The 14,854-nt window shown below is 46.9% G+C and carries 14 protein-coding genes; all 14 read left to right on the forward strand.

Features of this window, described 5'->3' with window-relative positions:
• The first annotated feature begins 1 nt into the window (after nt 1).
• The 14 genes from M1P97_RS09560 to M1P97_RS09625 all read left to right on the forward strand — a co-directional run bounded on the left by M1P97_RS09560 (nt 2) and on the right by M1P97_RS09625 (nt 14,853).
• The gene (locus M1P97_RS09560) at nt 2–451 is read left to right on the forward strand and encodes a hydroxymyristoyl-ACP dehydratase (RefSeq protein ID WP_195370415.1); all 450 of its coding nucleotides are present in this window, start codon (nt 2–4) and stop codon (nt 449–451) included.
• Entirely contained in the window at nt 448–891 is a 444-nt protein-coding gene (locus tag M1P97_RS09565; RefSeq protein ID WP_195370414.1) for an acyl-CoA thioesterase, read from the forward strand. The genes M1P97_RS09560 and M1P97_RS09565 overlap by 4 nt, the downstream gene beginning before the upstream one ends.
• Nucleotides 876–2,819, forward strand: coding sequence for a beta-ketoacyl synthase N-terminal-like domain-containing protein (locus M1P97_RS09570; RefSeq protein ID WP_249388945.1), 1,944 nt, complete (start codon nt 876–878; stop codon nt 2,817–2,819). Before M1P97_RS09565 ends, M1P97_RS09570 begins: the two co-directional genes overlap by 16 nt.
• 32 nt (nt 2,820–2,851) lie before the next feature.
• Nucleotides 2,852–3,112: a phosphopantetheine-binding protein gene (locus M1P97_RS09575; protein ID WP_195370413.1), complete on the forward strand. Its 261-nt coding sequence runs from the start codon at nt 2,852–2,854 to the stop codon at nt 3,110–3,112.
• Nucleotides 3,109–4,308 carry a beta-ketoacyl-[acyl-carrier-protein] synthase family protein gene (locus tag M1P97_RS09580; RefSeq protein ID WP_249388946.1) on the forward strand — a complete coding sequence of 400 codons (1,200 nt, stop codon included), beginning with the start codon at nt 3,109–3,111 and terminating at the stop codon, nt 4,306–4,308. Before M1P97_RS09575 ends, M1P97_RS09580 begins: the two co-directional genes overlap by 4 nt.
• A gap of 3 nt (nt 4,309–4,311) precedes the next feature.
• Nucleotides 4,312–5,172, forward strand: a complete 861-nt coding sequence (locus M1P97_RS09585; protein ID WP_249388947.1) for a beta-ketoacyl synthase chain length factor — start codon at nt 4,312–4,314, stop codon at nt 5,170–5,172.
• Nucleotides 5,173–5,175: 3 nt separating this feature from the next.
• Nucleotides 5,176–5,889 carry a polysaccharide deacetylase family protein gene (locus tag M1P97_RS09590; protein WP_249388948.1) on the forward strand — a complete coding sequence of 238 codons (714 nt, stop codon included), beginning with the start codon at nt 5,176–5,178 and terminating at the stop codon, nt 5,887–5,889.
• Nucleotides 5,882–6,517: an outer membrane lipoprotein carrier protein LolA gene (locus tag M1P97_RS09595; protein ID WP_249388949.1), complete on the forward strand. Its 636-nt coding sequence runs from the start codon at nt 5,882–5,884 to the stop codon at nt 6,515–6,517. Before M1P97_RS09590 ends, M1P97_RS09595 begins: the two co-directional genes overlap by 8 nt.
• Nucleotides 6,495–7,133, forward strand: a complete 639-nt coding sequence (locus M1P97_RS09600) for a hypothetical protein (protein ID WP_249388950.1) — start codon at nt 6,495–6,497, stop codon at nt 7,131–7,133. The genes M1P97_RS09595 and M1P97_RS09600 overlap by 23 nt, the downstream gene beginning before the upstream one ends.
• Nucleotides 7,134–7,196: 63 nt before the next feature.
• On the forward strand, nt 7,197–7,799 hold the full coding sequence (locus tag M1P97_RS09605; RefSeq protein ID WP_249388951.1) for a hypothetical protein: 603 nt from the start codon (nt 7,197–7,199) through the stop codon (nt 7,797–7,799).
• A gap of 132 nt (nt 7,800–7,931) precedes the next feature.
• Nucleotides 7,932–8,285 carry a hydroxymyristoyl-ACP dehydratase gene (locus M1P97_RS09610; protein WP_249388952.1) on the forward strand — a complete coding sequence of 118 codons (354 nt, stop codon included), beginning with the start codon at nt 7,932–7,934 and terminating at the stop codon, nt 8,283–8,285.
• Nucleotides 8,286–8,295: 10 nt separating this feature from the next.
• Nucleotides 8,296–9,492 (forward strand): DUF2062 domain-containing protein, encoded by a 1,197-nt coding sequence (locus M1P97_RS09615; protein ID WP_249388953.1) that lies wholly within the window; start codon nt 8,296–8,298, stop codon nt 9,490–9,492.
• The gene (locus M1P97_RS09620; protein WP_249388954.1) at nt 9,489–13,361 is read left to right on the forward strand and encodes a 1-acyl-sn-glycerol-3-phosphate acyltransferase; all 3,873 of its coding nucleotides are present in this window, start codon (nt 9,489–9,491) and stop codon (nt 13,359–13,361) included. The genes M1P97_RS09615 and M1P97_RS09620 overlap by 4 nt, the downstream gene beginning before the upstream one ends.
• Nucleotides 13,351–14,853: a phytoene desaturase family protein gene (locus tag M1P97_RS09625; RefSeq protein ID WP_195370404.1), complete on the forward strand. Its 1,503-nt coding sequence runs from the start codon at nt 13,351–13,353 to the stop codon at nt 14,851–14,853. Before M1P97_RS09620 ends, M1P97_RS09625 begins: the two co-directional genes overlap by 11 nt.
• The last annotated feature ends 1 nt before the right edge of the window (nt 14,854 follow it).

Here is a 14,854-nt window from a genome sequence, read left to right on the forward strand (position 1 = left end):
TATGGCTGCAATCTCATTCGATACCCCTCTGTTGGCCGGCGACGAGCTGTTGGAACTGATCCCGCAACGTCCGCCGATCGTGATGGTAGACCGTTTCTTCGGTATGGACGAGACCGGTTCGTATACCGGGCTGAAGGTGGAAGCCTCCAACCTGTTCTGTCAGGACGGACGGCTCGATGAATGCGGCATTACGGAACATATCGCCCAATCGGCAGCCGTGCGGGTGGGTTATCTGTATAAGAATGCCGGCGAAGAGGTGCCGGTCGGTTTTATCGGCTCGGTCGATAAGATGAACTATCGGACGTTGCCGCAGGTCGGGGATGAGTTGCGGACCACGATCCGGGTAGAACAGGAGATATTCGATATCACGCTGATCTCGGCCACCGTGCAGGTGAACGGAAATCCGGTCGCCGAAGGTCAGCTTAAAATATTTTTGAAGAAAGACGCATGAAACGGAGAAAACTACAAGAGGCTGCCCTTACCAACCGCACGACCTTGCGGGTCAGATTCAGCGAAGTAGACTCGATGGAGGTTGTCTGGCACGGGGAGTACGTCCGTTATATGGAAGACGGACGGGAGGCTTTCGGGCGACAGTACGGTATCGGTTATACGGATATACGGGATGCCGGTTATGTAGTGCCGATCGTCGAACTGGACGTACAATACAAGCAATTCCTCAAGTACGGCGAGTCTGCGATTGTGGAAACGCGCTATATCCGGACGGATGCGGCTAAGATACTTTTTGAATACGTGATCTTTCGGGAAAGCGACGAGACTGTGGTGGCTACGGGTTCCAGCATCCAGGTCTTCGTAAACAAAGCGACAGGATTACTGGAACTGAATAATCCGGACTTCTATAAAAAGTGGAAAGAGAAATGGAAGATCCGGTAAACAGCTATATAACGGCCGGCTCCATCATCAGTTCGCTGGGCTTCGGCAGGGAAGAGAATTTCTCCCATATCCGCGGGTACCACTCGGGTATCAAACGGGTAGAAAACACTGCTCTTTTCGACACTCCTTTCCTGGCTGCATGTATTGACGATACCCGTTTAAAAGAAGCCGCTTCGGCACAGAAGCTGGACGGGTACACCCGGATGGAGCAATTATTCATCCTCTCTTTGTCGGACACGATCCGTCAAAGCGGTATCGATCCTTCCGATCCTGCGTGCGGACTTATCCTGTCGACTACAAAAGGCAATATCGACGCTTTGGCCTTCGCCCCGGATACCGGGCTGCCGACGGATAGTCCCGATCCTTCGCTTTACGGCATGGCCGAACGGGTAGCCGCTTATTTCCATTTCACACACGAACCGATTGTCATTTCCAATGCCTGCATTTCCGGTGTTTCGGCACTGGTAGTCGCTTCGCGGCTGATAGAGGCAGGCGCCTATAAACATATACTGGTGGCAGGGGGGGATCTGTTGACCCGCTTCGTTGTCACCGGCTTTCAATCTTTTAAATCAGTCAGCCCGGAGATATGCAGGCCCTACGACGAAATACGCGACGGCCTGTCGCTAGGGGAAGCCTGCGGTTCTCTGCTCATAACCTCCGACCCGCACCGGGTGAAAGAATATCGCCCCGTGATTATCCGTGGAGGGGCGATAACGAATGATGCCAATCATATCTCGGGGCCTTCGCGTACCGGTGATGGCTTGTATTATGCGATCAGCCAGGCAATGGATGAGGCCGGTTTAGGGCCGGATGCCATTTCGTTCGTCAATGCGCACGGGACGGCTACCTTGTATAATGACGAGATGGAGTCGAAAGCGCTTCATTTGGCCGGGTTGGATCATCTGCCGCTCAACAGTCTGAAGCCGTACTGGGGACATACGCTCGGGGCTTCCGGCATCATCGAAACGATCGCCTGTATGGAGCAGCTTCGCAGCGGAGAAGTATTCGCGACGTTGGGGTTTGAAACCTGCGGTGTTCCTTTTCCTTTGTCGGTAAGTGCTGCGCACCGGACGATCGGGATGCAACATTGTGTCAAGACCGCTTCCGGCTTCGGCGGCTGTAATGCTGCTATCGTTTTGGCCTTTCCGCCGGGCGGAAAGCTCGGCTGTGAAGAAAACAAGCTCGCCGTCGGTCGGAAAGCTTCTCCCGAAGAAAAAGAAACTTTTCCCTCCTTCGGAAAGCTTCCCTGTGAAGAAAAGGACCTTTCCGCCCGTGGGAAAGCTTGTCCCGATGGTCAAATGACCTTTCCGCCCGCCGGCGAGCTTCCCAGCGTAGAAAAGAACCTTTCCGCCCGCCGGACGGCTTCTTTTTCCTGCCGGCAGGTGTCGATCGCTCACGGAAAGATACTTCTCGACGGAGAAATCCTTTTCGCTGCCGACCCGTCCCTCCCTTTTGCAACATTTATCCGCGCAGCCTATACCTTTTTATCGCTGGATGACCGTAAGTTTTATAAGATGGACGATCTTTGTAAACTCGGATATATAGCGGCAGCCTGTCTTTTCGCAAAGAACGGGGGAACTACCGGTTATGCTCCGGGAGAAGTCGGGATCGTGTTGGGGAACGCCTCGTCTTCGCTGGATACGGACCGGAAGCATCAGCGTCTTATCGACACGATGGGCGATCGGGAAGCCAGCCCGGCCGTGTTTGTCTACACCTTGCCGAATGTGGTGATGGGCGAACTTTGCATCCGGTATAAGATACAGGGGGAGAATACCTTCTTTATCAACGACCGCTACCCGGAGTCCTTTATCAGGGAATATGCCCGGCTGGTGATGCAAAAGAGGCGGCTGCGCGCCTGCCTGACCGGTTGGTGCGAACTGCTGGGCGAAACGTATGAAGCCCGTTTCGACTGGCTGGAACAAAAATAATTTCAAACGAATAATAATATAGAACAGACAATATGGAACAATTAATGCAGGAATTGAAAGAATCGCTGATCGAATCGCTGAACCTGGAAGACATAACCCCGGCGGAGATCGAAAACGAAGCGCCTCTTTTCGGGGATGAAGGATTGGGGCTCGACTCGATCGATGCCCTCGAAATCATGCTGATACTCGAACGTAACTATGGTATTCGTATAGCGAATCCGGGGGAGGGGAAATCTATCTTCTACTCTGTAAAAACGTTGGCTGACTATATCACTGCCAACCGCACGAAATGAGAATAGGCGTCACAGGTATCGGTTGCGTGTCGGGTATCGGCATGAATGTGGAGGAACATCTTTGTGCTTTCCGCGACGGGCGGAATGGGCTGGGACCTGTTACGCTCTTTCCTACCTCGCATAAAGAACCTGTATCCGAAGTAAAGCGGACGAATGAGGAATTGAAGCAGGCACTCGGTATTCCGGCATCCGCCGAATTATCGCGTACCGCTTTACTGGGGATGACGGCGGCCTTCGAGGCTTTGGCCGACTCCGGGCTGGACTTGTCCGATCCGCATAACTCATTACGTATCGGCCTGATCTCTTCCTCCTCTACCGGGGGAATGGACTTGACGGAGTCTTTTTATCCTTCTTTCCGCGCCAATCCGACACATGGACGGTTAAGATATGTCGCCTCGCACGATGCCGGCGACAGTACGGAACGGATCGCCTCTTTCCTGGGAATTACCGGGTTCCGGACAACGGTCAGTACGGCCTGTTCGTCTGCCGCCAACGCAATTATGCTCGGAGCCCGGATGATCCGGCAGGGAATGCTCGATGTGGTGATTGCCGGCGGGACGGATGCCTTGTGTAAGTTCACCTTAAATGGCTTTGCCTCCCTGATGATCCTGGACAAGGAGCCTTGCCGCCCTTTCGATAGCTCGCGTGCCGGGTTGAATCTGGGGGAAGGTGCCGGTTACCTGGTACTTCAATCGGAAGCAACTCTTGCCAATCCTCCCTATTGCCTGTTGTCCGGCTATGCGAATGTCAACGATGCTTTTCACCAGACGGCTTCTTCCGATGAAGGCACCGGTGCTTTCCTTGCCATGAAAGGTGCCCTGGATAAAGCGGGGGTGCGACCGGAGGAGGTAGACTATATCAATGCCCACGGAACAGGGACCCTGAATAATGATGCTTCTGAAAGCCGGGCTATTCTCTGCCTTTTCGAAGGCCGGATACCGCCGTTCAGTTCTACGAAAGCCTTTACCGGCCATACGTTGGGCGCTGCCGGTGGGATTGAAGCTGTATTCAGTGTGCTTTCCCTGAAACACGGTATTCTCTATCCGAACCTGAATTTCTCCGCTCCGGTAGAGGAAACAGGATTGATCCCTGTTACCCGTTATCAGGAAGGATTGACTCTTCGCTCTGTATTATCTAACTCCTTTGGTTTCGGAGGGAACAATGCTTCCCTGCTTTTCCAGCAATTCGATCGATAGACTATGTTTACAAAGCCGGTTTATATAGAAAAAACAGCAGCCTCTTTTGAACGGACAACCGATGGTTGCCAGCTCAGGGAACCTGACTACAAACTCCTGATCCCCAATGCAACCCTTCGCCGCCGTATGAGTCGTATGGTTCGTATGGGGGTGGCAACCGGATTGCAATGTATCGGGGAAACGGCTGTTCCTGTGGATGCGATCCTGACCGCCACAGGGCTGGGATGCCTGGCCGATACGGAGAAGTTTATGAATACGATATTGGAGCATAACGAGGAACTGCTTACTCCCACGGCATTTATCCAGTCTACCTTTAATACGATCGGGGCACAGATCGCTCTGCTTACCGGAAATCATAGTTATAATACGACTTACGTACATCGTGCCTTTTCTTTGGAAAGTGCTTTGTTGGATGCGGCTTTACTTTTGCAGGAAGGGGAAGCTTCGTCTGTGCTGGTCGGAGCTGTCGATGAAATGACACCGGCCTTGGAGGCCATTCTCGGCCGTCTGGGTTTTTGGAAGAAGGCAAAGCCGGGCGAAGGGGCGGCTTTCTTTCTGTTGTCGGGAAATCCATCGTCGGAATGTATGGCGGAGCTTCGGGATATAGAGTTGTTCAGCGGCTCTTTCACGCAGGAAGAGATCGGTAAGCGTATGGAAGCTTTTCTGCTTCGGAATGGGGCTATGGATGCCTCTGTGGTCTTGCCGGATGAGTATAAACGTTACTGCGGAGAGTTCCCGACAGCCATGTCGTTTGCTCTGTGGTATGCCTGTACCCGGATGCAGGAGGCCGGTTCTCCCGGCTCCGTTTTGTTGTATAATTCCTTCCTGGACAATCATTCGTTTTTATTAATAAAGAAAGGGTAATATATGGGATGGCTGCTATTGATAGTCGTATTGGTTTGTGTCGGAGGTTTTCTGTTTTATGCCTCTTACAGCATTCGTTCGGGAGTATATGTGAAAGCCTTGTGCAAGGGAGAAACCGATAAACGTGTGGTCTGCCTCACCTTCGACGACGGCCCTGACCCGAAACATACGCCGCAGGTGTTGGATGTTCTGAAGAAGTATCAGGCACCGGCCGCCTTTTTTTGTGTAGGGGAAAAAGTATTGGAAAACCAGGAACTCTTCAAGCGTATGGTAAAGGAAGGGTATTATATCGGAAACCATACTCACAAACACTCCTGGACGTTCCCGTTTCTTTCATTCAAGAAGATGTATGATGAAATCTTGAAAGGTGAAGATGCCTTGTACACGTATGCAGACCCGTTATCAGCTTTCCGTCCTCCTTTTGGGGTAACGAATCCTACTATCGCCCGCGTGACGGATGAACTGGGATATACAATAATCGGATGGAGCATTCGTTCTTTTGATACGCGGAGAGAGTCTGAAGATAGGGTGTTTCGCCGTATCATCAGGCAGATCGAACCGGGGGCCGTTATCTTGTTGCATGATCGCCTGCCCGGCTGTGCCTCTCTGGTGGCTCGTTTACTGGAATATTTAAAGACAATCGATTATGAGGTCATTCCTCTCGATACAATGTTTTATTTACCTCGTCCGTTTGAAAAAGAGTATGATAATGAATAAATATATATGCCTGTTGTTGCTTCTGGCCTTTTATTTGCCAATGGCGGCTCAAAAGGATCTGAAACCATTGGTTTCGACAGCTGAGTTCCAGGAGCGGCTGAAGAAGGAAGCGGCTTCGCTCTCTTCTATTGAAAGTGATTTTACACAGGAGAAGTTTCTGGATGTTTTTAATGAGAAGGTTTTCTCGAAGGGGCGTTTCTATTATAAACAGGAGAATATGATCCGGATGGATTATACCTTACCGGTCGATTATCAGATTATTATCAATGGCCAAAAGCTAAAGATCGTATCCGAAGGGAAAAGCAATGTCGTCAACCTGGGTTCCAACCAGATGATGAATGAAATGAAAGGGATGCTGGCTGCCTGTATGGTTGGCGATTTGAGTAGCATGACATCGGCGTATAAGTTGGAATATTATGAGTCGCCTTCTCTTTATGTGGTTAAGATACGTCCGGTTTCTAAAAGTGTACAGGCTTATATCTCGGAGATCGTTATCTCGATAGATAAGAAAAATATGGCTGTACAAACGCTGCGCCTGTCGGAGAATGCAAAAGATTATACCGAATATCACTTTACAAATCAGAAATATAATACACTGACCGGTGATGAAAAGTTTGTTATCCGTTAGTCTTTGTCTTTTACTGATCTGCTGTTCGTGCGCTCCGTCCATCACACGGGACTGCCGGAAAGGGGAAACATTACTGATAGGAAAAGAACAACTTCTTCCTATGGTGGATGCTTCTGCCGGGTTGTGTAAATACAATATGACGATCGATTTCATGCGGAAGCATTTCAGCGGACTGTTATTGGTCAAGGAAACGGATCAGGGAACCTTCCGTACGCTTTTCAGCACCCATTTCGGATTGAGCCTTTTCGATTTGGAAATCGGAAGGGGCGGTTTAGTAGTACATCATTGTATCGAACCATTGAATAAAAAGAAGATACTCGACCTGTTTTATCGTGATTTCTCGGTCCTCTTCGGTTTAAACGTACAGCCTGAAAATAAAGCAGTCGTTTATAGCTGTACAAAACCACAAACAGATATTGTTTATAAATTGTTCCTGCCCGGCTTCCAAGGATATTATCGTGTGGACGATATAACAAACCGCATACAAGAGATCAAGTTGGGAGCCGGCCTTCGTAAAACAACTTTCCGTTCCCTACCCGACACTACCGGGATAGAAATGCTCCGTATCAGACATACGGGATTACGGCTTTCTATCGGTTTGGATGCCTTAAAGTAGGATTTACCTAAGATTATGTAAGCTATATATTTTTGAAATTAGTAACAAACAACTTATTAAAGTATGAAAAAAGTATTGATAACATTAGTTGTCCTATTTAGTATCCTGACATTTTCTTATTCACAAAGTGTCGTGTTGACTTCCGGTTCAATAGACTTTGTAAAAGAAGCCCCTGTACTGCAATTCACTTTCTCGTATAACGAGATGTTAGTCGGAAAACTAACGGAAAGTGAATATGTCAACAAGAAAATCACCGACTATAATGAGAAAGAAGCCGGTAAGGGCGATGAATGGGGAAAAGCATGGGTTAACGATCGTAAGGAACGTTTTGAACCTAAGTTTCTGGAACTATTCGATAAATACATGGGAGAAAAAGGCATCACCTCCGGAACGGAAGGTGCTATCTATGTGATTGAGATTAACACGGATTTCACCGAACCGGGTTGGAATGTCGGCGTTATGCGGCAGAATGCATCGGTAGACCTGAGCTGTAAGGTAAAGAAGATCGATACAGGTGAGCAGGTCGCTTCTATAAAGATTCGTAATGCTTCCGCAAATAATTTCTGGGGAACCGATTTTACTGCAGGCTATCGCGTACAGGAAACGTACGCCAAGGCAGGAAGAGAGCTGGCTAAATTCTTTATTAAAAAAACAAAGCTGAAATAATAAAGATTAGTCTTGTTTTTAGAGTAGGAACTCTTGTGAGAGAAGGGTTAATACTCTGAAAAAGATTCGATACAGACCAAAATAATAGAAAAACTTCCCTACCTTTGTCCCACTAAATGCATAGTAAAAGGGATGTTGACTGACTTTTATACAGTAGAAACCGTTGCGGGACAAGATGAAGAATATACTTGTGTAATTCGGCTGAATCCGGAGCATAATGTTTATAAAGGGCATTTCCCGGGTATGCCTGTGGTACCCGGTGTTTGTATGCTCCGCATAGTGAAAGAATGCGTATCGATGGTGTTGAATACTCCGGTGCGTTTTCAAGCTATAAATAGTTGTAAATTCCTCTCTGTTGTGAACCCGTTGGAACATGGCATTCTTACGTTTGCATTCTCTTTAGGCAATACCAACAGGCTACAGGCTATTGCAAGTGCAGGTGAGACGACTGTACTCAAACTAAAAGCAACGATTGTTGCGGAGTAATAACGAATAAATGGTAACAGATACTACATATACATTTCCGGATCATTTCCGACGGGAGGGGCAATTGGCTATTGTGATTCCAACGTACAACAATGCTATTACTCTTGGCCAGGTCCTCACGGATGTATTGGTTTACTCATTTCCTGTTATAGTGGTAAACGATGGTTCCACAGACCATACAGCGGAAGTGCTGAAAGGATTCTCCGAGATCGGTGTTATCAGCTATCCGAAAAACCGGGGAAAAGGGTATGCTTTGAATACCGGACTGAAAGCAGCTATGGAGATCGGTTACCGTTATGTTATTACACTCGATTCGGACGGACAGCACTATGCAGACGATATCCCCGTTTTCCTGAAAGAGATAGAATTGCATCCGGATAGTCTATTGATCGGGGCCCGTAATCTGGCTTCTGATAATATGCCCGGAAAAAATACTTTTGCCAATAAGTTCTCTAATTTCTGGTTTACACTGGAAACAGGTATCCGCTTAACTGATACCCAGTCGGGTTACAGGCTTTATCCTTTGAACAAGTTGAAGAAAGTACGTCTTTTCACGACGAAATACGAATACGAACTGGAGATAATCGTACAGGCTGCCTGGCGGAATATACGGGTTGCGAATGTTCCGGTGAAAGTGTTTTATCCACCGGCAGGGGAGCGGGTCAGTCATTTTCGCCCGTTGCGGGATTTTACACGGATCAGTTTATTGAACTCAGTGCTTGTAACCGTTGCTTTGTTATGGTTCTGGCCCTGGAAATGTGTACGAAGCGTAACGAAGGAGAATATAAAGAAATTCATATCTAAGAATATCACTCATTCCCCGGAGTCGAATATACGGATCGCATTAGCGGTTATGTTCGGTGTTTTTATGGGAATTGTGCCTATCTGGGGATACCAGATGATTGTTGCCGGTATATTGGCCCATTTGATGGGGTTGAACAAAGTGATCACGATCGTTGCATCGAATATCAGTATCCCTCCTGTGATTCCCTTCCTGTTATTCGGGAGTTATGTGACGGGAGGGTGGATACTGGATCGTCCTGTAAAGCTGAGTGTATATGAAGTGACATTCGATACGATCAAGGATTCGTTCGTTCAGTATCTGGCCGGAAGTATGGTTTTTGCCGTTATTTGCGGGTTATTTGCCGGTGTTGTTTGTCTAACGTTGCTTTCGTTGTTCCGGAAGCCTGAGCGTTCTGCCGGATGAGTAAGCTGTTTATCCATATATATAATTACCTGGAACGCCATCTGGCTGTCCGTTACCTGCTACTGGTCGGTAGCTCCCTGTTATTGCTTTTCTTTGCCGTACAGGTGAAATTTGAAGAAGATGTAACCCGATTTTTCCCTGATACGCAGGATGCCCGGAATACGGAGATTGTATTCCAAAACCTAAAGATCAAAGATAAGATCATCGTTATGTTGTCGTCTGCCGATACGGTATCCGGCACGGTTTCTTCCGATCGCCTGATTGAGGCAGGAGAAAATCTGAAAGATAGTTTGCTGGAAGAGGCCGGAACCGAGTATATAACGGATATATTTGCGGAGGTGGATGAGAATATGATAGGGAAGGTGACCGGATTGATTTATGATAACCTGCCTGTCTTCTTGACGGAGGCTGATTATGTCCGCATGGATTCCGTATTGACCCCGGATGGAATTGAACGCCGTATGCGTAGTAATTATCTGAATCTGCTTTCTCCGGCAGGAGTGGCACTTAAGAATATTCTGCCCCGTGACCCGGTAGGTCTGGGTACTTCTTCTCTGGAAAAACTGCGCGATTTCCAGATGACGGCTAATTATGAGTTGTATGACGGGCATATTTTTTCAAAGGATATGTCGACCCTGTTGCTTTTTATTACTCCGCATTACGGGACGGGCAGTACCGGAAAAAACGAATTCCTGATCGATACGATCGAAAAGCAGCTGAAAGAAACGATGAACGCCTATCCCGGTGTGAAAGCGGAATATTTCGGGGGACCGTCGGTCGGTGTCTACAATGCCCGGCAGATCAAATCGGATACCATGTTGACCATGACGATCGCCCTGATCATCATTATCGGTTTTATAACATTGGTATTCAAAAGCCGTTCGGCTGTGATCCTGATCATACTGCCTGTATTATATGGAGCTGTATTTTCACTGGCTCTGATCTTTTTCATTAAAGGTGCTGTGTCGGCCATTGCGATCGGGGCGGGTGCTGCTGTGTTTGGGGTGGCACTGAGTTACTCGATCCATGTATTGTCGCATTTTAATCATGTCTCGTCCATCCGGCAGTTGATCGAGGAACTGGCCTATCCGCTTACAGTGGGGAGCTTTACAACGGTCGGAGCTTTCTTCGGCTTGGTTTTCACCAGTTCGGACCTATTACGTGACTTTGGCTTGTTCTCTTCATTGGCATTGATCGGGACAACCTTTTTTTGCCTGGTGTTCCTACCGCATTTCCTGAAGATAAAGAAAGGACATGAAGAGGCCGGCCGGGTGCTTCGTATTATTGAGAAGATCAACGGATATGCTTATGAAAAAAATAAGCCGTTGGTCATTACGATCGTGATCGTCTTTTTCCTGTCCCTTTATATGTCGGGAAAGGTGACGTTCGACAGTAATATGATGAATCTGAGCTTCGAACCGGTTAACCTGAAGGCGGCAGAACAGCGCTTGAACAATCTTTTCCAGTCGGATAATAAAACCACACTTTTCGTTTCGGTAGGTAATACTTCTGATGAAGGATTACAGCATTATGCGGAAACGAATCGTGAACTGGAAACGTTGAAAACAGAAGGAAAGATTAAAGAATTTGCTTCGGCAGAAAAAATATTTATTCCTTATGCAGAACAGCAGCGGCGTATCGACCGCTGGAACAGCTACTGGACAGCTGAACGGAAAGCATTGGTCGATAAAGAAATCAGGGAGAAAGCCGGGAAATATCATTTCCGGGCCGATACTTTTGATGACTTCTTTGCTCTTCTGGATAAACAATATGCTCCTTGCGATTTTACTTCCGGCGATTCTTCTTTGCCGCTACTGGATAGTTGGGCCTCTTCAGCCGATTCACTTTCCATGTTTATCACGCAGGTTCGTTTGAATGAGGATGATAAAGAGTTTGTCTATGACCGTTTTGCCGATAATGACGGATTGGTGATTTTTGATCGGGGGTATTTTGCCAATAAGTGGGTCTCTGCTATCAACGATGACTTTTATCTGATTCTTTATATCTCTTCTTTTCTGATCTTCTTCGCTTTGTTGATCTCGTACGGACGGATCGAATTGACGTTGATGACTTTTACCCCGATGGCTGTCAGCTGGGTAATCATCCTGGGGTTGATGGCAGTAACCGGAACGCAGTTCAATATTGTGAATATCATCCTTTCGACCTTTATCTTCGGTTTGGGAGATGATTTCAGTATTTTTATCATGGATGGTCTGCAACAGGAATACCGGACGGGCAAGAAGATGCTTACTTCCCATAAGACAGCTATCTTTTTCTCTTCGTTCACTGCGGTTGTAGGGCTTGGGGTACTGGTTTTTGCGAAACATCCTGCATTACAGTCGATCTCGGTAATTTCGATCCTGGGAATGATCTCTGTCGTATTGGTTTCTTATACGATCTTACCGATCTTGTTCCGTTTTTTTATTTCCCGGCCTGCCTCAAAAGGAAATTTTCCATATACTTTGTCCGCGCTTCTGGTCACAGTGTGGTTTTTTGGCTTGTTTGTCACCGGCTGTTTATTGATGATGGGAGTAGCGCTTCTGTTGATATTGCTACCTGCAGGAAGGAAAAGGAAAAAGCAGCTGTTCAGCCGGATCATGATGTATATGCTGCGTATTTTCCTGAAAGCTGCCTGGATAGCCCGGCGTGAGAAAATAAATCCGGGTAATGAAACTTTTGAGAAACCATCGGTGATTATTGCTAACCATCAGTCTTTTGTTGATATACTGGTCATGCTTTCCCTGGCACCGAAGTTGGTGATGGTAACGAACAGGTGGGTATGGCATTCCCCTGTTTTTGGAAAGATCGTGCAATATGCCGATTTTGTGCAGACGGAGGATGGGTATGAGAAAGTCTTACATCATCTTCGTGATAAGGTTGCGCAGGGATATTCGGTGGTTGTTTTTCCGGAAGGAACACGTTCAGCAGACTGTAAGGTACATCGCTTTCATAAAGGAGCTTTTTATCTGGCTGAGAAATTGCAGTTGGATATACTGCCGGTCGTTCTCTATGGAACGGGAATGATTATTTCGAAACGGCAGCCGTTTTATGTGAAGCGAGGGGTATTGTGTACCCGTATATTGCCCCGTATAGCCAACACTGATACAAGTTTTGGCGTGACCTACCAGGAACGTTCGAAAACCATTGCTGCTGCTTTCCGTAATGCCTACCAGGAGACTTGTGATATTTATTCAAATTCGGATAATCCTTATTTTTACAGGCAGTTGGTTGCTAATTATATTTATAAAGGTCCGGTTGAGGAATGGTATATTCGTATTAAAGTCCTCATGGAGGATAAATATGAGTTTTTTAACCGGATTATTCCGCGTAAAGCCCGGATTACGGATATTGGTTGTGGCTTGGGGCCGCTCTCTTATATGCTTGCCATGCTTTCGGAAGAACGGACAGTTCTGGGTATTGATTACGATGCGGATAAGATTGCCGTTGCGAATCATAATTTCTCCAGGAACGATCGTACCCGTTTTGTTTGTGCCAATGCGGTAGACTATGATCTCCCGTTCAGTGATGTGTTTATACTGAATGATATGCTCCATTATATGGATTATTCGTCACAGGAACGTTTGTTGGAAGCCTGCATTGGTAAGTTATTGCCGGGTGGAATATTAGTTATTCGTGACGGTGATGCCGGTGGTACGGTTAAACACCGGGTAACCCGGTTTACCGAGTTACTTTCTACCCGTTTACTGGAATTCAATAAAAGAGAGAATGATCTTTATTTTCCAACGCATGAAATGTTTATCCGGCTCGCAGAACGACATCGGATGGAGATAGAGCAGCAGGCTAATGATCGTTTTACATCCAATACGATCTATGTTCTGAGAAGAAAGGAGAGTGCACATGAGCAATAGTAGTCGATATGATGTTATTATCATAGGAAGCGGACTGGGTGGTCTGGCTTGTGGCGTAACTTTGAGTAAAGAAGGGTATAATGTCTGTGTGCTCGAAAAGAATCCTTTACCCGGTGGTTGTTTTCAATCTTTTAAACGGTATGGCAGGATGTTGGATACAGGCATTCATTATATCGGCAGTATGGATGAGGGTGAAATTATGCGGCAATACTTTACTTATTTCGGAATAATGGATAAGTTGAAGATGCGACGGATGGATGAAGAGGCTTTCGATATGATCTGCTACAAGGATAAGTTTTATCCTTTTGCTATGGGACATGAACGGTTTGCGGAGACGTTGGCCCGTGAATTCCCGAAAGAAAAAGAGGCACTTTACCGCTATGTCGATATGTTGGATGCTGTCGGTAGGTCGATCAGTGTGGAACAGTTGAGGAAAGGAAAGTTGTCTTCCGGCAATATGGATAATTTTTATGTCTCTGCCTGGGAACAGATCAAGGAGATTACTCCGGATGAAACTTTACAGCAGGTTTTGTCCGGGAGTGTTTTGCTGTATGGTGGTGAGCAGTCGGTTTCTACTTTTTATCATCATGCTATCATAACGAATTCGTATCTTCAGGGATCCTGGCGCTTTGTCGACGGAAGTATGCAGGTGGCAGATGCCTTGGTAGGCATGATCCGGCAGAATGGAGGAACAGTGTTGACCGGTGCGGAAGTAAGTAAGCTCTGTTTATCCGGAAACGAAATAAGAACCGTAGAGATTAATCATTCGGAACAACTGGAATCCCGGTATGTTATCTCTTCCTTGCATCCTTTCAATACGTTGAGTCTGGTGGAGAAATCTCCGTTGATACGGAAGGCTACTCTATCCCGTTTGCAACATTTGCCTAATTCATACGGATTGTTTTCTGTCTATCTGCTTCAGAAACGGGAGAGTACACGGTATTGTAACCGGAATCTCTTTTTGTTGGGAGATCAGAATGCCTGGTATAACACCCGGTATCCCGAAGATACCCGGATTAATACTTGTATGGTCTCGATGCAACCCTCTTCTGTCCAGGAACAGTATACCGATGTGATCTGTCTGCTTTCTCCCATGTATCTGTCGGAAGTGAAAAACTGGGAAGATACGACTGTGGGAAAGCGTGGTGCTGATTATGAAGAGTTTAAAATGCAAAAGGCACAACAATTAATTGCTTTTGCCGAACGATATTGTCCGGGTATTTCACAGAATACCGAGAGAATAGTGACTACTACGCCCCTTACTTACAGGGATTATACCGGAACCCCTGGTGGTTCGGCTTATGGAATTATGAAGAATTATAAAAATCCGCTGACAACATTGATCCCACCTCGTACGCGTATACCCAATCTGTTCCTGACCGGACAAAGCTTGAATGTACATGGCGCTTTAGGGGTAACATTGACTTCGATGCTGACTTGTGCGGAATTGTTAGGGGCGGAATATCTCGCCCGGAAAATAGGAGATGCCTGAT

The organism is Parabacteroides leei, from assembly GCF_023369805.1.
In the GTDB taxonomy this organism is placed as follows: Bacteria; Bacteroidota; Bacteroidia; order Bacteroidales; family Tannerellaceae; genus Parabacteroides; species Parabacteroides leei.